Below are 20,948 nucleotides of genomic sequence, written 5' to 3'. Positions count from 1 at the left end.
GGGACTATATAATGAAAGGTGATGTTAAAATCATAAGTTATCTCAATAAATTATTGGGAAATGAGCTTGTCGCGATTAACCAGTACTTTCTTCACGCGAGAATGTTCAAAAACTGGGGGCTTAAACGTCTGAACGACGTTGAGTACCATGAATCGATCGATGAAATGAAGCACGCTGATAAATATATCGAGCGTATTTTATTCCTTGAAGGCATTCCAAACCTGCAGGATCTCGGAAAGCTGGGCATCGGAGAAGATGTCGAAGAGATGCTGCGTTCTGACCTCAGGCTAGAACTTGAAGGCGCCAAAGATCTCCGTGAAGCCATTGCCTATGCGGATAGCGTCCATGATTACGTCAGCCGCGACATGATGATCCAGATTCTGGCCGACGAAGAGGGTCATATCGACTGGCTGGAAACTGAGCTGGATCTCATCGCTAAGATTGGCCTGCAAAACTACCTTCAGTCGCAGATTAAAGTGGAAGAGTAACCAGCGTCTTCCAGCCAACGCATAAACCCGCAGCTGCCAGAAATGGCCCAAAAGGCAGCGGGTTTTTTATTGCCTCTTTATCAGAGGTGAGTAATGAAAAAACAAGAATGCTAAGTAATGCCATAAGCGCAGCGAGTAATGCCAGGGTCGGCAGCACGCACCAACCATGCCAGGCACCAAGCGCAGAAAGGTATTTAACATCGCCATATCCCATCCCTTCATGCCGGCAGATAAATCGATAGCCCCAGTAAATAACGGCAAAGCCCAAATATCCTGCCATTGCCCCCACCACCGCACTCGCCAAAAAATCAGGATGGATACAAAGCTGAAAGAGCAGGCCAACCCATAGCAGCGGACAGAGAAACTTATCGGGAAGCAGTCCATAGCGAATATCAGCGTGGACAAGAAAGGCAGTCAGCGAAAAATAGATCAGCAAAAAGGGGAGGGTGGTTAACATCGAAAAGGCCTCAAAGGGGTTTGAGCGCATACTCGCTGCAACAGGCTTAACCGGCAATGCACAAAAGCAGTAATTGCGTAGCGGCTCCAGACAAAGACTCGACAAGGAATACATTGCATAAAAAGTTGCGCGCCTTTACGCACGCGGCGGCTTTGGCGCTTAATTTCTAAACGGCACTTGCGTCTTGCCCAGATTTACGTATAATGCGCGGGCTTGTCGTAATTGACGGCGGGTTCAATCAGAACCAGAGTAGCTCATTTTGTTACTCAACAATGCTCCCAATTGGGGAGCTACGTAAGAACGGTTACACTCTCCCATCAATCGTAATGGGTTTGAGGAGTAATCATTTTCGTTTATAAAATAATTGGAGCTCTGGTCTCATGCAGAACCAAAGAATCCGTATCCGCCTTAAAGCGTTTGATCATCGTCTGATCGATCAATCAACCGCGGAAATCGTCGAGACTGCTAAGCGCACTGGTGCGCAAGTCCGTGGTCCGATCCCGCTGCCGACCCGCAAAGAGCGCTTCACCGTTCTGATCTCCCCGCACGTTAACAAAGACGCGCGTGATCAGTACGAAATCCGCACTCACAAGCGTCTGGTTGACATCGTTGAGCCAACTGAGAAAACCGTTGATGCTCTGATGCGTCTGGATCTGGCTGCCGGTGTAGACGTGCAGATCAGCCTGGGTTAATCAGGTCATCGAGCGATTGAGAGGTTGAAACAATGATTGGTTTAGTCGGTAAAAAAGTGGGTATGACCCGCATCTTCACTGAAGATGGCGTTTCTATCCCAGTAACCGTAATCGAAGTTGAAGCAAACCGCGTTACTCAGGTTAAAGATCTGGCTAACGATGGCTACCGCGCTATTCAGGTTACCACTGGTGCTAAAAAAGCTAACCGTGTAACCAAACCAGAAGCGGGTCACTTCGCTAAAGCTGGCGTAGAAGCTGGCCGTGGTCTGTGGGAATTCCGTCTTGCTGAAGGCGAAGAGTTCACTGTAGGTCAGGACATTAGCGTTGAGCTGTTTGCTGACGTTAAAAAAGTTGACGTAACCGGTACCTCTAAAGGTAAAGGTTTTGCTGGTACCGTTAAGCGCTGGAACTTCCGTACCCAGGACGCTACTCACGGTAACTCCTTGTCTCACCGCGTTCCGGGTTCTATCGGTCAGAACCAGACTCCGGGCAAAGTGTTCAAAGGCAAGAAAATGGCAGGTCAGCTGGGTAACGAACGTGTAACCGTTCAGAGCCTGGACGTAGTACGTGTTGACGCTGAGCGCAACCTGCTGCTGGTTAAAGGTGCAGTTCCGGGTGCAACCGGTAGCGACCTGATCGTTAAACCAGCTGTGAAGGCGTAAGGGGATAGCAATGGAATTAGTATTGAAAGACGCGCAGAGCGCGCTGACTGTTTCCGAAACTACCTTCGGTCGTGATTTCAACGAAGCGCTGGTTCACCAGGTTGTTGTTGCTTATGCAGCTGGTGCTCGTCAGGGTACTCGTGCTCAGAAGACTCGTGCTGAAGTAACTGGTTCCGGCAAAAAGCCATGGCGCCAGAAAGGTACCGGCCGTGCGCGTTCAGGTTCTATCAAGAGCCCGATCTGGCGTTCAGGTGGCGTGACCTTCGCTGCGCGTCCACAGGACCACAGTCAAAAAGTTAACAAAAAGATGTACCGCGGCGCGCTGAAAAGCATCCTGTCCGAACTGGTACGTCAGGATCGTCTGATCGTTGTCGAGAAGTTCTCTGTAGAAGCGCCTAAAACTAAGCTGCTGGCTCAGAAACTGAAAGACATGGCTCTGGAAGATGTGCTGATCATCACCGGTGAGCTGGACGAGAACCTGTTCCTGGCCGCACGTAACCTGCACAAGGTTGACGTACGCGATGCGACTGGTATCGACCCGGTTAGCCTGATCGCCTTCGACAAAGTCGTAATGACTGCTGATGCTGTTAAGCAAGTTGAGGAGATGCTGGCATGATTCGTGAAGAACGTCTGCTGAAGGTGCTTCGCGCACCGCACGTTTCTGAAAAAGCGTCTACTGCGATGGAAAAAACAAACACCATCGTTCTCAAAGTTGCTAAAGACGCGACCAAAGCAGAGATCAAAGCTGCTGTGCAGAAACTGTTTGAAGTCGAAGTCGAAGTCGTTAACACCCTGGTAGTTAAAGGGAAAGTTAAACGTCACGGACAGCGTATCGGTCGTCGTAGCGACTGGAAAAAAGCTTACGTCACCCTGAAAGAAGGCCAGAATCTGGACTTCGTTGGCGGCGCTGAGTAAGTCGGAGGAGTAATACAATGGCAGTTGTTAAATGTAAACCGACATCTCCGGGTCGTCGCCACGTAGTTAAAGTGGTTAACCCTGAGCTGCACAAGGGCAAACCTTTTGCTCCGTTGCTGGAAAAAAACAGCAAATCCGGTGGTCGTAACAACAATGGCCGTATCACCACTCGTCACATCGGTGGTGGCCACAAGCAGGCTTATCGTATTGTTGACTTCAAACGCAACAAAGACGGTATCCCAGCAGTTGTTGAACGTCTTGAGTACGATCCGAACCGTTCCGCGAACATCGCGCTGGTTCTGTACAAAGACGGCGAACGCCGTTACATCCTGGCCCCTAAAGGCCTGAAAGCTGGCGACCAGATTCAGTCTGGCGTTGATGCTGCAATCAAAGCAGGTAACACCCTGCCGATGCGCAATATCCCGGTTGGTTCTACCGTTCATAACGTAGAAATGAAACCAGGTAAAGGCGGTCAGCTGGCACGTTCCGCTGGTACTTACGTTCAGATCGTTGCTCGTGATGGTGCTTATGTCACCCTGCGTCTGCGTTCTGGTGAAATGCGTAAAGTCGAAGCAGACTGCCGTGCAACCCTGGGCGAAGTTGGCAATGCTGAGCATATGCTGCGCGTTCTGGGTAAAGCAGGTGCTGCACGCTGGCGTGGTGTTCGTCCTACCGTTCGCGGTACTGCGATGAACCCAGTCGACCACCCACATGGTGGTGGTGAAGGTCGTAACTTTGGTAAGCACCCGGTAACTCCGTGGGGCGTTCAGACCAAAGGTAAGAAGACCCGCAGCAACAAGCGTACTGATAAATTTATCGTACGTCGCCGTAGCAAATAATTTTAGAGGATAAGCCATGCCACGTTCTCTCAAGAAAGGTCCTTTTATTGACCTGCACTTGCTGAAGAAGGTAGAGAAAGCGGTGGAAAGCGGAGACAAGAAGCCCCTGCGCACTTGGTCCCGTCGTTCAACGATCTTTCCTAACATGATCGGTTTGACCATCGCTGTCCATAATGGTCGTCAGCACGTTCCAGTCTTTGTTACCGACGAAATGGTTGGTCACAAACTGGGTGAATTCGCACCGACTCGTACTTATCGCGGCCACGCTGCTGATAAAAAAGCGAAGAAGAAATAAGGTAGGAGGAAGAGATGGAAACTTTAGCTCAACATCGCCATGCTCGTTCTTCTGCACAGAAGGTTCGCCTTGTTGCTGACCTGATTCGCGGTAAGAAAGTGTCGCAGGCCCTGGACATCCTGACCTATACCAACAAGAAAGCTGCGGTATTGGTCAAGAAAGTACTGGAATCTGCCATTGCTAACGCTGAACACAACGATGGCGCTGACATCGACGATCTGAAAGTCGCGAAAATTTTCGTAGATGAAGGCCCAAGCATGAAGCGCATTATGCCGCGTGCGAAAGGTCGTGCAGATCGCATCCTGAAGCGCACCAGCCACATTACTGTGGTTGTGTCCGATCGCTGAGACTCTGGAGACTAGCAATGGGTCAGAAAGTACATCCTAATGGTATTCGCCTGGGTATTGTAAAACCATGGAACTCTACCTGGTTTGCGAACACCAAAGAATTCGCTGACAACCTGGACAGCGATTTTAAAGTACGTCAGTACCTGACTAAGGAACTGGCTAAAGCGTCTGTATCTCGTATCGTTATCGAGCGTCCAGCGAAGAGCATCCGTGTGACTATTCACACTGCTCGTCCTGGCATCGTTATCGGTAAGAAAGGCGAAGACGTAGAAAAACTGCGCAAGGTCGTAGCGGATATCGCTGGCGTTCCTGCACAGATCAATATCGCTGAAGTTCGTAAGCCTGAACTGGACGCAAAACTGGTTGCTGACAGCATCACTTCACAGCTGGAACGTCGTGTTATGTTCCGTCGTGCTATGAAGCGTGCTGTACAGAACGCAATGCGTCTGGGCGCTAAAGGTATCAAAGTTGAAGTTAGCGGCCGTCTGGGCGGCGCGGAAATCGCACGTACCGAATGGTACCGTGAAGGTCGCGTACCGCTGCACACTCTGCGTGCTGACATCGACTACAACACCTCTGAAGCGCACACCACTTACGGTGTAATCGGCGTTAAGGTATGGATCTTCAAAGGTGAGATCCTGGGTGGTATGGCTGCTGTTGAACAACCGGAAAAACCGGCTGCTCAACCTAAAAAGCAGCAGCGTAAAGGCCGTAAATAAGGAGCGTCGCTGATGTTACAACCAAAGCGTACAAAATTCCGTAAAGTGCACAAAGGCCGCAACCGTGGTCTGGCGCAGGGTACGGATGTTAGCTTCGGCACTTTCGGTCTGAAAGCTGTTGGCCGTGGTCGTCTGACTGCACGTCAGATCGAAGCAGCACGTCGTGCAATGACCCGTGCAGTTAAGCGTCAAGGTAAAATTTGGATCCGTGTATTCCCGGACAAACCAATTACCGAGAAGCCGCTGGAAGTTCGTATGGGTAAAGGTAAAGGTAACGTGGAGTACTGGGTTGCCTTGATCCAACCGGGCAAAGTCCTGTATGAAATGGACGGTGTTCCGGAAGAGCTGGCCCGTGAAGCCTTCGGCCTGGCAGCAGCGAAACTGCCTATCAAAACCACCTTTGTAACTAAGACGGTGATGTAATGAAAGCAAAAGAGCTGCGTGAAAAAAGCGTTGAAGAGCTGAACGCTGAGCTGCTGAACCTGCTGCGTGAGCAGTTCAACCTGCGTATGCAGGCTGCAAGTGGCCAGCTGCAACAGACTCACCTGCTGAAGCAAGTGCGTCGCAATGTTGCACGCGTTAAGACTTTACTGACTCAGAAGGCGGGTGCGTAATGACCGATAAAATCCGTACTCTGCAAGGTCGTGTTGTTAGTGACAAAATGGAGAAATCCATTGTTGTAGCTATCGAACGTATTGTGAAACACCCGATCTACGGTAAATTCATCAAGCGTACGACCAAACTGCACGTACATGACGAGAACAACGAATGTGGTATCGGCGACAAGGTTGAAATCCGTGAATGCCGTCCACTGTCCAAGACTAAGTCCTGGACGCTGGTTCGCGTTGTAGAGAAAGCGGTTCTGTAATACAGTACGCATTCTCAATACGAATAAACGGCTCAGCGATGAGCCGTTTATTTTTTCTACCCATATTGCAGAAGCGGTGTTATAATGCCGCGCCCTCGATATGGGGCTTTTTAACGGCTCTGATTTTAGAGTCTCAGGTAGTAGTTGACATTAGCGGAGCACTAAAATGATCCAAGAACAGACTATGCTGAACGTCGCCGACAACTCCGGTGCACGTCGCGTAATGTGTATCAAGGTTCTGGGTGGCTCGCACCGTCGCTACGCAGGCGTAGGCGACATCATCAAGATCACCATCAAGGAAGCAATTCCACGTGGTAAGGTCAAAAAAGGTGATGTGCTGAAGGCGGTAGTGGTGCGCACCAAGAAGGGTGTTCGTCGCCCTGACGGTTCTGTCATTCGCTTCGATGGTAATGCATGCGTTATTTTAAACAATAACAGCGAGCAGCCTATCGGCACGCGTATCTTTGGGCCGGTAACTCGTGAACTTCGTACTGAGAAGTTCATGAAAATTATCTCTCTGGCACCAGAAGTACTCTAAGGAGCGAATCATGGCAGCGAAAATCCGTCGTGATGACGAAGTTATCGTGTTAACCGGTAAAGATAAAGGTAAACGCGGTAAAGTAAAAAATGTTCTGTCTTCCGGCAAACTCGTCGTTGAAGGTATCAACTTGGTTAAGAAACATCAGAAGCCGGTTCCGGCCCTGAACCAACCAGGCGGCATCGTTGAAAAAGAAGCTGCTATTCAGGTTTCTAACGTTGCAATCTTCAATGCGGCTACCGGCAAGGCTGACCGTGTAGGCTTTAGATTCGAAGACGGTAAAAAAGTCCGTTTCTTCAAGTCTAACAGCGAAACTATCAAGTAATTTGGAGTAGTACGATGGCGAAACTGCATGATTACTACAAAGACGAAGTAGTTAAAAAACTCATGACTGAGTTTAACTACAATTCTGTCATGCAAGTCCCTCGGGTCGAGAAGATCACCCTGAACATGGGTGTTGGTGAAGCGATCGCTGACAAGAAACTGCTGGATAACGCAGCAGCTGACCTGACAGCAATCTCCGGTCAAAAACCGCTGATCACCAAAGCACGCAAATCTGTTGCAGGCTTCAAAATCCGTCAGGGCTATCCGATCGGCTGTAAAGTAACTCTGCGTGGCGAACGCATGTGGGAGTTCTTTGAGCGCCTGATCACTATTGCTGTTCCACGTATCCGTGACTTCCGTGGCTTGTCCGCTAAGTCTTTCGACGGTCGTGGTAACTACAGCATGGGTGTCCGTGAGCAGATCATCTTCCCAGAAATCGACTACGATAAAGTCGACCGCGTGCGTGGTTTGGATATTACCATTACCACTACTGCGAAATCTGACGAAGAAGGCCGTGCTCTGCTGGCTGCCTTTGACTTCCCGTTCCGCAAGTAAGGTAGGGTTACTGAATGGCTAAGCAATCAATGAAAGCACGCGAAGTAAAGCGCGTAGCTTTAGCTGATAAATTCTTCGCTAAACGCGCTGAACTGAAAGCGATCATTTCTGATGTGAACGCTTCCGACGAAGATCGTTGGAATGCGGTTCTCAAGCTGCAGTCTCTGCCGCGTGATTCCAGCCCGTCTCGTCAGCGTAACCGCTGTCGTCAAACAGGTCGTCCACATGGTTATGTGGGCAAGTTTGGGTTGAGCCGTATCAAACTGCGTGAAGCCGCCATGCGCGGTGAAGTACCAGGCTTGAAAAAGGCTAGCTGGTAATTACCAATTGAATCACGGGAGTAAAGACAGATGAGCATGCAAGATCCGATCGCGGATATGCTGACCCGTATCCGTAACGGTCAGGCCGCGAACAAAGTTGCGGTCACCATGCCTTCCGCCAAGCTGAAAGTGGCAATTGCCAACGTGCTGAAGGAAGAAGGTTTTATCGAAGATTTTAAAGTTGAAGGCGACACCAAGCCGGAACTGGAACTTACTCTCAAGTATTTCCAGGGTAAAGCTGTTGTAGAAAGCATTCAGCGTGTCAGCCGCCCAGGCCTGCGCATCTATAAGAAAAAAGATGAGCTGCCAAAAGTTATGGCTGGTCTTGGTATCGCAGTTGTTTCTACCTCTAAAGGTGTTATGACTGATCGTGCAGCGCGCCAGGCTGGTCTTGGTGGCGAAATTATCTGCTACGTAGCCTAATCGGAGGAAAGAATGTCTCGTGTTGCTAAAGCACCGGTCGTTATTCCTGCCGGCGTTGATGTAAAAATCGACGGTCAGGTTATTACGATCAAAGGTAAAAACGGCGAGCTGACTCGTACCCTCAACAAAGCTGTTGAAGTTAAACATGCAGATAACGCTCTGACCTTCGGTCCACGTGATGGTTTCGTGGATGGATGGGCTCAGGCTGGTACCGCGCGTGCCCTGCTGAACTCAATGGTTGTTGGTGTTACCGAAGGCTTCACTAAAAAGCTTCAGCTGGTTGGTGTAGGTTATCGTGCAGCTATCAAAGGGAATGCAGTAGGCCTGTCTCTGGGCTTCTCACACCCTGTTGAGCATCCGCTGCCGGCCGGTATCACTGCAGAATGTCCGACTCAAACTGAAATCGTGCTGAAAGGCGCTGATAAACAGCTGATCGGTCAGGTTGCAGCAGATCTGCGCGCCTACCGTCGTCCTGAGCCTTACAAAGGCAAGGGTGTTCGTTACGCCGACGAAGTCGTGCGTACCAAAGAGGCTAAGAAGAAGTAAGGTAACACTATGGATAAGAAATCTGCTCGTATCCGTCGTGCGACCCGCGCACGCCGCAAGCTCAAAGAGCTGGGTGCAACTCGCCTGGTGGTACATCGTACCCCGCGTCATATTTACGCACAGGTAATTGCACCGAACGGTTCTGAAGTTCTGGTAGCTGCTTCTACTGTAGAAAAAGCTATCGCAGAACAATTGAAGTACACCGGTAACAAAGACGCCGCTGCAGCTGTAGGTAAAGCTGTTGCTGAACGCGCTCTGGAAAAAGGTATCAGCAATGTTTCCTTTGACCGTTCCGGGTTCCAATATCATGGTCGTGTCCAGGCACTGGCAGATGCTGCCCGTGAAGCTGGCCTTCAGTTCTAAGGTAGAGGTGTAAGATGGCTCACATCGAAAAACAGGCTGGCGAACTGCAGGAAAAGCTGATCGCGGTAAACCGCGTATCTAAAACCGTTAAAGGTGGTCGTATTTTCTCCTTCACAGCTCTGACTGTAGTAGGCGATGGTAACGGTCGCGTTGGTTTTGGTTACGGTAAAGCGCGTGAAGTTCCAGCAGCGATCCAGAAAGCGATGGAAAAAGCCCGTCGCAACATGATTAACGTCGCGCTGAACAACGGCACCCTGCAGCACCCAGTTAAAGGTGTTCACACGGGTTCTCGTGTATTCATGCAGCCAGCTTCAGAAGGTACCGGTATCATCGCCGGTGGTGCAATGCGCGCCGTTCTGGAAGTTGCTGGGGTTCATAACGTTCTGGCTAAAGCATATGGTTCCACCAACCCGATCAACGTGGTTCGTGCAACTATTGATGGCCTGGAAAATATGAATTCTCCAGAAATGGTCGCTGCCAAGCGTGGTAAATCCGTTGAAGAAATTCTGGGGTAATTGACCATGGCAAAGACTATTAAAATCACTCAAACCCGCAGTGCAATCGGTCGTCTGCCGAAACACAAGGCAACGCTGCTTGGCCTGGGTCTGCGTCGTATTGGTCATACCGTTGAGCGCGAGGATACTCCTGCTGTTCGTGGTATGGTCAACGCGGTTTACTTCATGGTTAAAGTTGAGGAGTAAGAGATGCGTTTAAATACTCTGTCTCCGGCCGAAGGCTCTAAAAAGGCGGGTAAACGCCTGGGTCGTGGTATCGGTTCTGGCCTCGGCAAAACCGGTGGTCGTGGTCACAAAGGTCAGAACTCTCGTTCTGGCGGTGGCGTACGTCGCGGTTTCGAGGGTGGCCAGATGCCACTGTACCGTCGTCTGCCGAAGTTCGGCTTCACCTCTCGCAAAGCAGCGATCACAGTGGAAATCCGTCTGTCTGACCTGGCGAAAGTTGAAGGCGGCGTTGTAGACCTGAACACGCTGAAAGCAGCAAACATTATCGGTATCCAGATCGAGTTCGCGAAAGTGATCCTGGCTGGTGAAGTTTCTACTCCGGTAACTGTTCGTGGCCTGCGTGTTACTAAAGGTGCTCGTGCTGCTATCGAAGCCGCTGGCGGTAAAATTGAGGAATAAGTAGCAGATGGCTAAGCAACCGGGATTAGATTTTCAAAGTGCCAAAGGTGGATTTGGCGAGCTGAAACGCAGACTGCTGTTTGTTATCGGCGCGCTGATTGTGTTCCGTATTGGCTCTTTTATTCCGATCCCTGGTATCGATGCCGCTGTACTTGCCAAACTGCTTGAGCAACAGCGAGGCACCATCATTGAAATGTTCAACATGTTCTCTGGTGGTGCTCTCAGCCGTGCTTCTATCTTTGCTCTGGGTATTATGCCGTACATTTCGGCATCTATTATTATCCAGCTGCTCACGGTCGTTCATCCGGCCCTGGCAGAGTTGAAGAAAGAAGGGGAGTCTGGACGTCGTAAGATTAGTCAGTACACCCGTTACGGTACTCTGGTGCTGGCAATATTCCAGTCGATCGGTATTGCTACCGGTCTGCCGAATATGCCTGGTATGCAGGGCCTGGTGTTAAACCCGGGCTTTGCATTCTACTTCACCGCTGTTGTAAGTCTGGTCACAGGGACAATGTTCCTGATGTGGCTCGGCGAACAGATTACTGAACGTGGTATCGGTAACGGTATCTCAATCATTATCTTCGCCGGTATTGTTGCGGGCCTCCCGCCAGCCATCGCCCATACTATCGAGCAAGCGCGTCAAGGCGACCTGCACTTCCTCCTGTTGCTGTTGGTTGCAGTATTAGTATTTGCAGTGACGTTCTTTGTTGTCTTCGTTGAACGTGGTCAACGCCGTATTGTGGTGAACTACGCGAAACGTCAGCAGGGTCGTCGTGTCTATGCTGCACAGAGCACACATTTACCGCTGAAAGTGAATATGGCAGGGGTAATCCCGGCGATCTTCGCTTCCAGTATTATTCTGTTCCCGGCAACCATCGCGTCATGGTTCGGGGGCGGTACTGGTTGGAACTGGCTGACAACAATTTCGCTGTATTTGCAGCCTGGGCAACCACTTTATGTGTTACTCTATGCGTCTGCGATCATCTTCTTCTGTTTCTTCTACACGGCGTTGGTCTTCAACCCGCGTGAAACAGCAGATAACCTGAAGAAGTCCGGTGCATTTGTACCAGGAATTCGTCCGGGAGAGCAAACGGCGAAGTATATCGATAAAGTAATGACTCGCCTGACTTTGGTTGGTGCGCTTTATATTACTTTTATCTGCCTGATCCCGGAGTTCATGCGTGATGCAATGAAAGTACCGTTCTACTTCGGTGGGACCTCACTGCTTATCGTTGTTGTCGTGATTATGGACTTTATGGCTCAAGTGCAAACTCTGATGATGTCGAGTCAGTATGAGTCTGCATTGAAGAAGGCGAACCTGAAAGGCTACGGCCGCTAATTGGTCGCCTGAGAAGTTACGGAGAGTAAAAATGAAAGTTCGTGCTTCCGTCAAGAAATTATGCCGTAACTGCAAAATCGTTAAGCGTGATGGTGTCATCCGTGTGATTTGCAGTGCCGAGCCGAAGCATAAACAGCGCCAAGGCTGATTATTTCGCATATTTTTCTTGCAAAGTTGGGTTGAGCTGGCTAGATTAGCCAGCCAATCTTTTGTATGTCTGTACGTTTCCATTTGAGTATCCTGAAAACGGGCTTTTCAGCATGGTGCGTACATATTAAATAGTAGGAGTGCATAGTGGCCCGTATAGCAGGCATTAACATTCCTGATCAGAAACATGCTGTGATCGCATTAACTTCGATCTACGGCGTCGGCAAGACCCGTTCTAAAGCCATTCTGGCTGCAGCGGGTATCGCTGAAGATGTTAAGATCAGTGAGCTGTCTGAAGAACAAATCGACACGCTGCGTGACGAAGTTGCCAAATTTGTCGTTGAAGGTGATCTGCGCCGTGAAATCAGCATGAGCATCAAGCGCCTGATGGATCTTGGTTGCTATCGCGGTTTGCGTCATCGTCGTGGTCTGCCAGTGCGCGGTCAGCGTACTAAGACCAACGCACGTACCCGTAAGGGTCCGCGCAAACCGATCAAGAAATAATCGGGGTGATTGAATAATGGCAAAGGCACCAGTTCGTGCACGTAAACGTGTAAGAAAACAAGTCTCTGACGGCGTGGCTCATATCCATGCTTCTTTCAACAACACCATCGTTACTATTACTGATCGTCAGGGTAACGCATTGGGTTGGGCAACAGCCGGTGGTTCCGGTTTCCGTGGTTCTCGCAAATCCACTCCGTTCGCAGCTCAGGTTGCAGCAGAGCGTTGCGCTGAAGCCGTAAAAGAATACGGCATCAAGAATCTGGAAGTTATGGTTAAAGGTCCGGGTCCGGGTCGTGAATCTACTGTTCGCGCTCTGAACGCCGCTGGTTTCCGCATCACGAATATTACTGATGTGACTCCGATCCCTCATAACGGTTGTCGTCCGCCGAAAAAACGTCGCGTATAACGCTCCGTTTTTAGGTTAGTTGGAGATAGAAAATGGCAAGATATTTGGGTCCTAAGCTCAAGCTGAGCCGTCGTGAGGGCACCGACTTATTCCTTAAGTCTGGCGTTCGCGCGATCGATACCAAGTGTAAAATTGAACAAGCTCCTGGCCAGCACGGTGCGCGTAAACCGCGTCTGTCTGACTATGGTGTGCAGTTGCGTGAAAAGCAAAAAGTTCGCCGTATGTACGGTGTGCTGGAGCGTCAGTTCCGTAACTACTATAAAGAAGCCGCACGTCTGAAAGGCAACACAGGTGAAAACCTGCTGGCCCTGCTGGAAGGTCGTCTGGACAACGTTGTATACCGTATGGGCTTCGGCGCTACTCGTGCTGAATCACGTCAGCTGGTTAGCCACAAAGCAATCATGGTAAACGGTCGTGTTGTTAACATCGCTTCTTATCAGGTTAAAGCGAATGACGTTGTTAGCATTCGTGAGAAAGCGAAAAAGCAATCTCGCGTGAAGGCCGCTCTGGAGCTGGCTGAGCAGCGTGAAAAGCCAACCTGGCTGGAAGTTGATGCTGGCAAGATGGAAGGTACGTTCAAGCGTCAGCCAGAACGTTCTGATCTGTCTGCGGACATTAACGAACACCTGATCGTCGAGCTTTACTCCAAGTAAAGCTTAGTACCAAAGAGAGGACACAATGCAGGGTTCTGTGACAGAGTTTCTAAAACCGCGCCTGGTAGATATCGAGCAAGTGAGTTCGACGCACGCCAAGGTGACCCTTGAGCCTTTAGAGCGTGGCTTTGGCCATACTCTGGGTAACGCACTGCGCCGTATTCTGCTCTCATCGATGCCGGGTTGCGCGGTGACCGAGGTTGAGATTGATGGTGTACTTCATGAGTACAGCACCAAAGAAGGCGTTCAGGAAGATATCCTTGAAATCCTGCTCAACCTGAAAGGGCTGGCGGTGAGAGTTCAGGGTAAAGATGAAGTTATTCTTACTCTGAATAAATCTGGCATTGGCCCTGTGACTGCAGCCGACATCACCCACGACGGTGATGTTGAAATCGTCAAGCCGCAGCACGTGATCTGCCACCTGACCGATGAGAACGCAGCGATTAGCATGCGTATCAAAGTTCAGCGCGGTCGTGGTTATGTGCCGGCTTCTGCCCGAATTCATTCGGAAGAAGATGAGCGCCCAATCGGCCGTCTGCTGGTCGACGCATGCTACAGCCCTGTAGAGCGTATTGCCTACAATGTTGAAGCAGCGCGTGTAGAACAGCGTACCGACCTGGACAAGCTGGTCATCGAAATGGAAACCAACGGCACAATCGATCCTGAAGAGGCGATTCGTCGTGCGGCAACCATCCTGGCAGAACAACTGGAAGCTTTCGTTGACTTACGTGATGTACGTCAGCCGGAAGTGAAAGAAGAGAAACCAGAATTCGATCCGATCCTGCTGCGCCCTGTTGACGATCTCGAATTGACTGTCCGCTCTGCTAACTGCCTCAAGGCAGAAGCTATCCACTATATCGGTGATCTGGTACAGCGTACCGAGGTTGAGTTGCTGAAAACGCCGAACCTGGGTAAAAAATCTCTTACCGAGATTAAAGACGTGCTGGCTTCACGTGGTCTGTCTCTGGGCATGCGCCTGGAAAACTGGCCACCAGCTAGTATTGCTGACGAGTAACCGGATCACAGGTTAAGGTTTTACTGAGAAGGATAAGGTCATGCGCCATCGTAAGAGTGGTCGTCAACTGAACCGCAACAGCAGCCATCGCCAGGCTATGTTCCGCAACATGGCAGGTTCACTGGTTCGTCATGAGATCATCAAGACGACCCTGCCTAAAGCGAAAGAGCTGCGTCGCGTAGTTGAGCCGCTGATTACTCTTGCCAAGACTGACAGCGTTGCTAATCGTCGTCTGGCATTCGCCCGTACTCGTGATAACGAGATCGTGGCAAAACTGTTTAACGAACTGGGCCCGCGTTTCGCGAGCCGTGCCGGTGGTTACACTCGCATTCTGAAGTGTGGCTTCCGTGCAGGCGACAACGCGCCGATGGCTTACATCGAGCTGGTTGATCGTTCAGAGAAAGCAGAAGCTGCTGCAGAGTAATCTGTAGTAACGTAAAAAAACCCGCCTCGGCGGGTTTTTTTATATCCGGTATATCCCCACTTCTCTACAATGTCTGTATCAAATCTGTTCTTTCCCTGGAGCTAATAATGTGGTTGCTCGATCAGTGGGCAGAACGCCATATCCGCGATGCCCAAAAAAAAGGTGAATTTGATGATCTTCCAGGAAGTGGTGCTCTCCTTGTGCTGGATGACGATTCGCACATCGCGCCAGAATTACGTGCAGGATATCGATTACTGAAAAATGCAGGTTGTCTTCCTCCTGAACTCGAACAGCGCAGGGAGGCGGTTGAGCTTGCTGATCTACTCAAAGGTATCCGTCAGGACGATCCTCGACATTCTGAACTTACCCGTCGGCTCGCACTGATTGAACTTAAGCTTCGCCAGGCGGGAATGAATACTGACTTTCTGCACGGTGAATACGGCGAAAGATTGATGCATAAAATAAACGAGGAATAGTTATGTACCGTATCGGTGAACTTGCAAAGCTCGCGAACGTAACACCGGATACCATCCGATACTATGAAAAGCAGCAGATGATTGATCATGAAGTTCGCACTGAGGGTGGTTTTCGCCTTTATACCGATAACGATCTACAACGTCTGCGGTTTATTCGTTATGCGCGACAGCTTGGTTTCACACTGGATTCGATCCGCGAGTTATTATCGATCCGTATTGATCCGGAACATCATACCTGCCAGGAGTCGAAGAGTATTGTTCAGGCGCGCCTGGACGAGGTTGAAGCTCGCATTCAGGAGTTGCAGACTATGCAGCGTTCTTTACAAAGGCTGAATGACGCTTGTTGTGGAACGGCGCACAGCAGCATCTATTGTTCAATTCTGGAAGCCCTTGAACAGGGAGCCAGTGGAGAAATGGAGGGCAGTTGATTTTTTGTCCGCCCGGATCTAGACTTCCGTCGACATTAACCATGCTCAGGAGAAATTATGAGCCGCTATCAGCATACGAAGGGACAAATCAAAGATAACGCTATTGAAGCTCTACTACACGACCCGCTCTTCAGACAGCGCGTCGAGAAAAGTAAAAAAGGGAAGGGAAGTTATCTGCGTAAAGACAAACATGCAAAACGGGGTAACTGGGAGGCCAGTGGCAAACAAGCGGATCGCTTTTTTACCACTGGCCTTCTTGCTTTTAGTTTCTGATCAAGAGCGATTATTCTGCTCTTTTAACAGATCGCGAATCTCTGTCAGCAAAACTTCTTCTTTTGTAGGTGCTGGCGCTGCTGCTGGTTCTTCTTTTTTACGATTTAGCTTGTTGATAAGCTTGATGGCCATAAAAATGGCAAACGCCACAATTACAAAGTCGAATATGTTCTGAATGAACACACCGTAATGCATTACAACCGCCGGGACATCGCCCTGTGCATCCCGAAGTGTGACGGCAAATTGTTTGAAATCAATGCCCCCGATTAATAAACCCAAAGGTGGCATGATAATGTCGGCTACTAATGATGAGACGATCTTACCGAATGCCGCACCAATAATGACACCCACTGCCAAATCTACTACATTCCCGCGCATCGCAAATTCGCGAAATTCTTTAATAAAACTCATTATGCTCTCCTTGTGCCAGCTGACGATTATAAGTTTAACAAATGATTCGCTATTTGCCATTGGGGATAAATAATCATTATGAAAAATAAAAGGCATGTTAAATAGAGGGATTATGTTCAGGTGCTCTTTGAGGAGCACCTGAATGATTACAGGAAGAATGGACTCGGCTGGAACAGGCGTTCGACATCGGTAATAAATTTTTTATCGGTAAGGAACATAATAACGTGGTCCCCTTGCTCGATACGTAAATTATCATTGGCAATCATGACATCATTCCCACGTACCACGGCCCCGATAATTGTCCCCGGTGGAAGTTTAATCTCATCAATGGCACGGCCCACAACGCGTGATGTGGTTTCATCGCCATGAGCTACGGCTTCAATGGCTTCTGCCACGCCGCGACGCAGAGATGAAACGCCGACAATATCCGCTTTGCGAACATGGCTCAGGAGTGCGGAAATGGTCGCTTGCTGTGGCGAAATGGCGATATCAATGACACTCCCCTGAACAAGGTCAACATAAGCCCGGCGCTGAATAAGCACCATCACCTTTTTTGCCCCCATTCGTTTGGCGAGCATGGCCGACATAATATTTGCTTCATCGTCGTTGGTGACGGCAATAAACAGATCAACCTGATCAATATGTTCTTCAGCCAGCAGTTCCTGATCCGACGCATCGCCATAAAATACGATCGTGTTCTGCAACTTTTCTGCCAGTTCAGAAGCTCGTTGCTGATCGCGTTCGATCAATTTCACGCTGTAATCTTTTTCCAGTCTACGCGCCAGGCCAGCACCGATATTGCCACCACCGACCAACATAATACGTTTATATGGCTTCTCGAGACGCTGAAGTTCACTCATCACTGCGCGAATATGCTGAGAGGCCGCAATAAAGAAGACCTCATCGCCGGCTTCAACAATCGTGGAGCCTTGGGGACGAATAGGTCTATCGTGGCGGAAAATGGCTGCGACACGAGTATCAATATGCGGCATATGCTCACGCATTGTGGAGAGCGCATTGCCGATTAATGGCCCACCGTAATAGGCCTTAACCACTGCAAGACTCACTTTACCTTCGGCAAAGTTCACTACCTGCAGTGCGCCAGGATATTCGATCAGGCGATAGATATTGTCGATAACCAGTTGTTCTGGCGCAATGAGATGGTCAATCGGTACTGCTTCTGAATTGAACAGTTTCTCTGCATCACGAACATAGTCAGGAGAGCGAATGCGCGCGATTCGGTTTGGTGTGTTGAAAAGTGAGTAAGCCACCTGACAAGCAACCATATTGGTTTCGTCAGAGCTGGTTACTGCAACCAGCATGTCGGCATCATCGGCACCCGCTTCACGAAGGACTCGCGGATGCGAGCCGTGACCCTGCACAACACGAAGGTCAAACTTGTCCTGCAACACGCGCAGCCGATCGCCGTTGGTATCAACAATTGTGATGTCGTTGTTTTCGCCAACCAGGTTCTCTGCCAGCGTTCCACCAACCTGTCCTGCGCCCAGAATGATTATCTTCATATCTCGTGACCTGTTCTCAACATCACTCTTTGATTAGCTTAGCGTAAAAGAAGCCATCACCCTCTTCTGCACCAGGCAGGTTCTGCTGACCGGGGCATTTAGGTGTCCCCGTATCTCTTAACGCAGCGTCCGGAGTACGTTTAAGGAAGGCCGCAATTTGCTGGCTGTTCTCTTCCGGAAGTATGGAACACGTCGCATAGACCAGTGTTCCGCCAGGTCTCAGATGTGGCCAGATAGCATCAAGAATGTCGGATTGCAGCTGGGCAAGTTCCTTAATATCACGGTCACGACGCAGCCACTTAATATCCGGATGACGGCGAATAACACCGGTTGCTGAGCAGGGGGCGTCCAGCAAAATCCGATCAAATTTCGTCTCGCCACACCACTCTGCGGGTTTGCGCCCATCACCTTGCTTAACCTGCGCCTTCATACCCAAACGTTTCAGGTTGTCGTAGACGCGTGAAAGACGTTGTTCATCAACGTCCACTGCTAATACGCTGGCCTGAGGTGCAACTTCCAGAATATGCGTGGTTTTGCCTCCTGGCGCGGCGCAGAGATCGAGGATCTGCTCTCCATTTTTGGGTTCAAGCCAGGTCATGCAACCTTGGGCAGAGGCATCTTGTACAGTTACCCAGCCTTCGTCAAAACCGGGTAATGCATGTACCGGTGCAGGGGATGCTAAACGTACGGCATCAGGATAGGCGTCATGTGTGAAGCCGTTCATTCCAGCCTCTTCAAGCAAGGCAAGCCAGGCATCGCGAGAATGATGATTACGATTCACGCGCAACCACATTGGTGGGCGCTGGTTATTGGCTTCGGCAATGTCCTGCCACTGCTGCGGATAAGCTTTTTTCAGGCGATTCAGAAGCCATTCCGGGTGCAGGAAACGTGTTTCACTTTGAGCAAACTCAGCAAGAAGCTCTTCCTGCTGTCGCTGGAACTGACGCAGTACTCCGTTGATCAGACCTTTCAGTTGGGGACGTTTGATCGCAACAGCACCTTCCACTGTCTCAGCCAGAGCGGCATGAGGTGGAATACGGGTATGAAGAAGCTGATAGAAACCTACCATAATCAAATAATGTACGGTACGTTGCTTGCCGGTCATTGGCCGCGACATCAGCTTATTAATCAACCACTCAAGCTGAGAGAGTGTGCGCAGGACGCCAAAGCAGAGCTCCTGAAGCAGGGCTTTGTCTTTATCAGAGACTTTTTGTTGCAGTGGAGGCAGGACGTTACTCAAAGACTGGCCCTGCTCGATAACCTGCTCAACGGCCTGAGCCGCCATACTGCGTAGATTTTGTTTTTTCATAACCGTAAAAATAAAAATGCCCGGAAACTCCGGGCCTTAAGAATAAATTTGTTCAGGCAAGACGATTGCCAGGGATAAACCATTCGCGACGGGAATTTAACAGGTCCTGAGCACTCATGGCTTTCTTACCGGCCGGTTGCAGCGATTCAAGATTCAGGATCCCTTGCGCTGTCGCCACCTGGATACCGTTCTTGCTGGCATCAATAATCGTACCGGGTTTAGCCGTGGTATTACCGCTAATGACGGAGGCTTTCCAGACTTTCACTGGCTGCTCATCGATCTCCATCCAGCTCATTGGCCATGGATTAAACGCGCGAATGCAGCGTTCGAGTTGAGCCGCTGACAGAGACCAGTCTATTCGCGCTTCTTCTTTGCTCAGCTTTTCGGCATAGGTGACCAGCGCTTCATCCTGAACTTCAGGTTGCGCCGTATTATCCGCAAGCTGTTGCAGCGTCTCGATGAGACCCTGAGGGCCAAGGTCCGCCAGCTTGTCGTACAGCGTTGCGCTGGTGTCTTGTGCGGTAATTGGGCAGGCGAGTTTATACAGCATGTCGCCAGTGTCTAAACCTACGTCCATCTTCATGATAGTGACGCCAGTCTCTGCATCACCTGCCCATAAAGAACGCTGGATAGGCGCGGCGCCACGCCAGCGAGGCAGCAGAGAACCGTGCACATTTACACAGCCCAGGCGAGGCATATCAAGCACAGCTTTTGGCAGAATTAAACCGTAAGCCACTACCACCATCACGTCGGCATTCAGGTCAGCAACAAGTTGCTGGTTTTCCGGTGAACGTAGGGAGGCTGGCTGGAATACAGGTAATCCATGTTCTTCAGCCAACACTTTTACCGGGCTTGGCATCAGCTTTTTGCCACGGCCAGCCGGACGATCTGGTTGAGTAAATACACCCACAACCTGGTGACCAGAAGATAACAGCGCGTCAAGATGACGCGCTGCAAAATCAGGTGTTCCTGCAAAGATAATACGTAGCGATTTAGACACGTTATTCCTTGTATCCCGGGATGTTATGCACGAGAGCGCATACGATCCAGTTTCTCTACTTTCTGGCGAATACGCTGTTGTTTCAGTGGTGAGAGGTAATCGATAAACAGTTTACCGACCAGGTGATCCATCTCATGCTGAATACAAATCGCCAGCAGGTCGTCTGCTTCCAGCTCGAACGGATTACCGTCACGATCCAGAGCGCGAATTTTCACTTTTTCGGCACGCGGCACTAAAGCGCGCTGTTCCGGAATGGACAGACAGCCTTCCTCAATACCGGTTTCGCCACTTTTTTCAAGCAACTCAGGATTGATCAGCACCAGACGACCATCGCGATTTTCAGAAACGTCGATCACGATAATGCGCTTGTGAATGTCCACCTGAGTCGCCGCAAGGCCAATGCCTTCTTCGGCGTACATGGTATCGAACATATCATCTACGATACGCTGAATTTCTGCATTCACTTCTTTAACCGGTTCAGCGACGATGCGAAGGCGCTCGTCCGGAATATGTAACACTTGCAAAACTGCCATAAATTTCCAGAGTCGTG

At 50.1% G+C, this 20,948-nt stretch carries 38 protein-coding genes; 32 read left to right on the top strand and 6 right to left on the bottom strand.

Translation table 11 applies throughout. The annotated features are described in order from the left end of the window. Positions 1 to 11 precede the first annotated feature (11 nt). A complete protein-coding gene (bfr, locus tag AAHF05_RS20650) occupies positions 12 to 488 on the top strand; it encodes a bacterioferritin (protein WP_008503492.1) in 477 nt (158 codons plus the stop codon). On the opposite strand, the gene AAHF05_RS20645 is transcribed toward bfr, so the two are convergent. Then, the gene (locus AAHF05_RS20645) at positions 472 to 945 is read right to left on the bottom strand and encodes an A24 family peptidase (RefSeq protein ID WP_129325416.1); all 474 of its coding nucleotides are present in this window, start codon (positions 943 to 945) and stop codon (positions 472 to 474) included. The genes bfr and AAHF05_RS20645 overlap by 17 nt on opposite strands. A gap of 380 nt (positions 946 to 1,325) precedes the next feature. On the opposite strand from AAHF05_RS20645, the gene rpsJ reads away from it, so the two are divergent. The 31 genes from rpsJ to AAHF05_RS20490 all read left to right on the top strand — a co-directional run bounded on the left by rpsJ (position 1,326) and on the right by AAHF05_RS20490 (position 16,155). Continuing rightward, positions 1,326 to 1,637, top strand: a complete 312-nt coding sequence (gene rpsJ / locus AAHF05_RS20640) for a 30S ribosomal protein S10 (protein WP_001181005.1) — start codon at positions 1,326 to 1,328, stop codon at positions 1,635 to 1,637. Positions 1,638 to 1,669: 32 nt separating this feature from the next. Continuing rightward, on the top strand, positions 1,670 to 2,299 hold the full coding sequence (gene rplC / locus AAHF05_RS20635) for a 50S ribosomal protein L3 (protein ID WP_003863274.1): 630 nt from the start codon (positions 1,670 to 1,672) through the stop codon (positions 2,297 to 2,299). Positions 2,300 to 2,309: 10 nt separating this feature from the next. Then, positions 2,310 to 2,915 carry a 50S ribosomal protein L4 gene (rplD, locus tag AAHF05_RS20630; protein WP_000424395.1) on the top strand — a complete coding sequence of 202 codons (606 nt, stop codon included), beginning with the start codon at positions 2,310 to 2,312 and terminating at the stop codon, positions 2,913 to 2,915. Continuing rightward, entirely contained in the window at positions 2,912 to 3,214 is a 303-nt protein-coding gene (gene rplW / locus AAHF05_RS20625; RefSeq protein WP_000617546.1) for a 50S ribosomal protein L23, read from the top strand. The genes rplD and rplW overlap by 4 nt, the downstream gene beginning before the upstream one ends. A gap of 17 nt (positions 3,215 to 3,231) precedes the next feature. Beyond that, the gene (gene rplB / locus AAHF05_RS20620) at positions 3,232 to 4,053 is read left to right on the top strand and encodes a 50S ribosomal protein L2 (RefSeq protein WP_000301859.1); all 822 of its coding nucleotides are present in this window, start codon (positions 3,232 to 3,234) and stop codon (positions 4,051 to 4,053) included. Between the two features lie 16 nt (positions 4,054 to 4,069). Next, the gene (rpsS, locus tag AAHF05_RS20615; RefSeq protein WP_001138117.1) at positions 4,070 to 4,348 is read left to right on the top strand and encodes a 30S ribosomal protein S19; all 279 of its coding nucleotides are present in this window, start codon (positions 4,070 to 4,072) and stop codon (positions 4,346 to 4,348) included. 14 nt (positions 4,349 to 4,362) lie between these two features. After that, positions 4,363 to 4,695: a 50S ribosomal protein L22 gene (rplV, locus tag AAHF05_RS20610; protein WP_002919773.1), complete on the top strand. Its 333-nt coding sequence runs from the start codon at positions 4,363 to 4,365 to the stop codon at positions 4,693 to 4,695. Positions 4,696 to 4,712: 17 nt separating this feature from the next. Continuing rightward, entirely contained in the window at positions 4,713 to 5,414 is a 702-nt protein-coding gene (gene rpsC / locus AAHF05_RS20605) for a 30S ribosomal protein S3 (protein WP_000529945.1), read from the top strand. A 12-nt stretch (positions 5,415 to 5,426) separates the two neighbouring features. Next, positions 5,427 to 5,837 (top strand): 50S ribosomal protein L16, encoded by a 411-nt coding sequence (rplP, locus tag AAHF05_RS20600; protein ID WP_002919759.1) that lies wholly within the window; start codon positions 5,427 to 5,429, stop codon positions 5,835 to 5,837. Then, the gene (rpmC, locus tag AAHF05_RS20595) at positions 5,837 to 6,028 is read left to right on the top strand and encodes a 50S ribosomal protein L29 (RefSeq protein ID WP_003863282.1); all 192 of its coding nucleotides are present in this window, start codon (positions 5,837 to 5,839) and stop codon (positions 6,026 to 6,028) included. Before rplP ends, rpmC begins: the two co-directional genes overlap by 1 nt. Then, on the top strand, positions 6,028 to 6,282 hold the full coding sequence (gene rpsQ / locus AAHF05_RS20590) for a 30S ribosomal protein S17 (RefSeq protein ID WP_008503489.1): 255 nt from the start codon (positions 6,028 to 6,030) through the stop codon (positions 6,280 to 6,282). The genes rpmC and rpsQ overlap by 1 nt, the downstream gene beginning before the upstream one ends. 166 nt (positions 6,283 to 6,448) lie before the next feature. Beyond that, positions 6,449 to 6,820, top strand: coding sequence for a 50S ribosomal protein L14 (gene rplN / locus AAHF05_RS20585; protein ID WP_002919748.1), 372 nt, complete (start codon positions 6,449 to 6,451; stop codon positions 6,818 to 6,820). 10 nt (positions 6,821 to 6,830) lie between these two features. After that, positions 6,831 to 7,145 carry a 50S ribosomal protein L24 gene (gene rplX, locus AAHF05_RS20580; RefSeq protein WP_003863287.1) on the top strand — a complete coding sequence of 105 codons (315 nt, stop codon included), beginning with the start codon at positions 6,831 to 6,833 and terminating at the stop codon, positions 7,143 to 7,145. A 14-nt stretch (positions 7,146 to 7,159) separates the two neighbouring features. After that, positions 7,160 to 7,699, top strand: a complete 540-nt coding sequence (rplE, locus tag AAHF05_RS20575; protein ID WP_001096202.1) for a 50S ribosomal protein L5 — start codon at positions 7,160 to 7,162, stop codon at positions 7,697 to 7,699. 14 nt (positions 7,700 to 7,713) lie between these two features. Next, a complete protein-coding gene (gene rpsN, locus AAHF05_RS20570) occupies positions 7,714 to 8,019 on the top strand; it encodes a 30S ribosomal protein S14 (RefSeq protein WP_003863291.1) in 306 nt (101 codons plus the stop codon). Positions 8,020 to 8,049: 30 nt separating this feature from the next. Next, entirely contained in the window at positions 8,050 to 8,442 is a 393-nt protein-coding gene (rpsH, locus tag AAHF05_RS20565) for a 30S ribosomal protein S8 (RefSeq protein WP_006178918.1), read from the top strand. Positions 8,443 to 8,454: 12 nt separating this feature from the next. Continuing rightward, entirely contained in the window at positions 8,455 to 8,988 is a 534-nt protein-coding gene (rplF, locus tag AAHF05_RS20560) for a 50S ribosomal protein L6 (RefSeq protein WP_003863296.1), read from the top strand. 9 nt (positions 8,989 to 8,997) lie between these two features. Continuing rightward, complete coding sequence (gene rplR, locus AAHF05_RS20555) at positions 8,998 to 9,351, top strand: 50S ribosomal protein L18 (RefSeq protein ID WP_013099023.1); 354 nt, start codon at positions 8,998 to 9,000, stop codon at positions 9,349 to 9,351. 14 nt (positions 9,352 to 9,365) lie between these two features. Further along, positions 9,366 to 9,866: a 30S ribosomal protein S5 gene (rpsE, locus tag AAHF05_RS20550; protein ID WP_003863299.1), complete on the top strand. Its 501-nt coding sequence runs from the start codon at positions 9,366 to 9,368 to the stop codon at positions 9,864 to 9,866. 6 nt (positions 9,867 to 9,872) lie between these two features. Further along, positions 9,873 to 10,052: a 50S ribosomal protein L30 gene (rpmD, locus tag AAHF05_RS20545; protein ID WP_003863301.1), complete on the top strand. Its 180-nt coding sequence runs from the start codon at positions 9,873 to 9,875 to the stop codon at positions 10,050 to 10,052. Positions 10,053 to 10,055: 3 nt separating this feature from the next. Then, positions 10,056 to 10,490 (top strand): 50S ribosomal protein L15, encoded by a 435-nt coding sequence (rplO, locus tag AAHF05_RS20540; protein ID WP_354016839.1) that lies wholly within the window; start codon positions 10,056 to 10,058, stop codon positions 10,488 to 10,490. A gap of 7 nt (positions 10,491 to 10,497) precedes the next feature. Beyond that, complete coding sequence (gene secY / locus AAHF05_RS20535) at positions 10,498 to 11,829, top strand: preprotein translocase subunit SecY (RefSeq protein ID WP_003863305.1); 1,332 nt, start codon at positions 10,498 to 10,500, stop codon at positions 11,827 to 11,829. A gap of 31 nt (positions 11,830 to 11,860) precedes the next feature. Continuing rightward, the gene (gene rpmJ, locus AAHF05_RS20530) at positions 11,861 to 11,977 is read left to right on the top strand and encodes a 50S ribosomal protein L36 (RefSeq protein ID WP_000868187.1); all 117 of its coding nucleotides are present in this window, start codon (positions 11,861 to 11,863) and stop codon (positions 11,975 to 11,977) included. A 146-nt stretch (positions 11,978 to 12,123) separates the two neighbouring features. Beyond that, the gene (rpsM, locus tag AAHF05_RS20525) at positions 12,124 to 12,480 is read left to right on the top strand and encodes a 30S ribosomal protein S13 (protein WP_003863308.1); all 357 of its coding nucleotides are present in this window, start codon (positions 12,124 to 12,126) and stop codon (positions 12,478 to 12,480) included. Between the two features lie 16 nt (positions 12,481 to 12,496). Continuing rightward, complete coding sequence (gene rpsK / locus AAHF05_RS20520) at positions 12,497 to 12,886, top strand: 30S ribosomal protein S11 (RefSeq protein ID WP_003863312.1); 390 nt, start codon at positions 12,497 to 12,499, stop codon at positions 12,884 to 12,886. 32 nt (positions 12,887 to 12,918) lie between these two features. Next, on the top strand, positions 12,919 to 13,539 hold the full coding sequence (rpsD, locus tag AAHF05_RS20515) for a 30S ribosomal protein S4 (protein ID WP_004868345.1): 621 nt from the start codon (positions 12,919 to 12,921) through the stop codon (positions 13,537 to 13,539). A 25-nt stretch (positions 13,540 to 13,564) separates the two neighbouring features. Then, positions 13,565 to 14,554, top strand: coding sequence for a DNA-directed RNA polymerase subunit alpha (locus tag AAHF05_RS20510; protein WP_002919219.1), 990 nt, complete (start codon positions 13,565 to 13,567; stop codon positions 14,552 to 14,554). A gap of 40 nt (positions 14,555 to 14,594) precedes the next feature. Next, positions 14,595 to 14,978, top strand: a complete 384-nt coding sequence (rplQ, locus tag AAHF05_RS20505; protein WP_001216368.1) for a 50S ribosomal protein L17 — start codon at positions 14,595 to 14,597, stop codon at positions 14,976 to 14,978. Between the two features lie 107 nt (positions 14,979 to 15,085). Beyond that, positions 15,086 to 15,454, top strand: coding sequence for a DUF1992 domain-containing protein (locus tag AAHF05_RS20500; protein ID WP_129325414.1), 369 nt, complete (start codon positions 15,086 to 15,088; stop codon positions 15,452 to 15,454). A 2-nt stretch (positions 15,455 to 15,456) separates the two neighbouring features. After that, complete coding sequence (zntR, locus tag AAHF05_RS20495; RefSeq protein WP_028018489.1) at positions 15,457 to 15,882, top strand: Zn(2+)-responsive transcriptional regulator; 426 nt, start codon at positions 15,457 to 15,459, stop codon at positions 15,880 to 15,882. A 57-nt stretch (positions 15,883 to 15,939) separates the two neighbouring features. Further along, positions 15,940 to 16,155, top strand: a complete 216-nt coding sequence (locus AAHF05_RS20490; protein ID WP_028018488.1) for an alternative ribosome-rescue factor A — start codon at positions 15,940 to 15,942, stop codon at positions 16,153 to 16,155. Here the strand turns inward: AAHF05_RS20490 and mscL are convergent, their stop codons facing one another. The 5 genes from mscL to def form a co-directional block, all read right to left on the bottom strand. Then, positions 16,156 to 16,566 carry a large-conductance mechanosensitive channel protein MscL gene (gene mscL / locus AAHF05_RS20485; RefSeq protein ID WP_014072054.1) on the bottom strand — a complete coding sequence of 137 codons (411 nt, stop codon included), beginning with the start codon at positions 16,564 to 16,566 and terminating at the stop codon, positions 16,156 to 16,158. Between the two features lie 146 nt (positions 16,567 to 16,712). After that, positions 16,713 to 18,089 carry a Trk system potassium transporter TrkA gene (gene trkA, locus AAHF05_RS20480; protein WP_013099016.1) on the bottom strand — a complete coding sequence of 459 codons (1,377 nt, stop codon included), beginning with the start codon at positions 18,087 to 18,089 and terminating at the stop codon, positions 16,713 to 16,715. A gap of 22 nt (positions 18,090 to 18,111) precedes the next feature. Beyond that, entirely contained in the window at positions 18,112 to 19,398 is a 1,287-nt protein-coding gene (rsmB, locus tag AAHF05_RS20475; RefSeq protein ID WP_129325413.1) for a 16S rRNA (cytosine(967)-C(5))-methyltransferase RsmB, read from the bottom strand. 52 nt (positions 19,399 to 19,450) lie between these two features. Beyond that, positions 19,451 to 20,398: a methionyl-tRNA formyltransferase gene (gene fmt / locus AAHF05_RS20470; RefSeq protein WP_129325412.1), complete on the bottom strand. Its 948-nt coding sequence runs from the start codon at positions 20,396 to 20,398 to the stop codon at positions 19,451 to 19,453. Between the two features lie 23 nt (positions 20,399 to 20,421). Beyond that, complete coding sequence (gene def, locus AAHF05_RS20465; protein WP_028018484.1) at positions 20,422 to 20,931, bottom strand: peptide deformylase; 510 nt, start codon at positions 20,929 to 20,931, stop codon at positions 20,422 to 20,424. Positions 20,932 to 20,948: the final 17 nt, after the last annotated feature.

It is taken from the genome of Enterobacter adelaidei (genome assembly GCF_041937165.1).
GTDB classification, from domain to species: Bacteria; Pseudomonadota; Gammaproteobacteria; order Enterobacterales; family Enterobacteriaceae; genus Enterobacter; species Enterobacter adelaidei.
The sequence above is the reverse complement of the archived record's forward strand: the minus strand, read 5'-3'. Positions and strand labels throughout refer to the sequence as shown.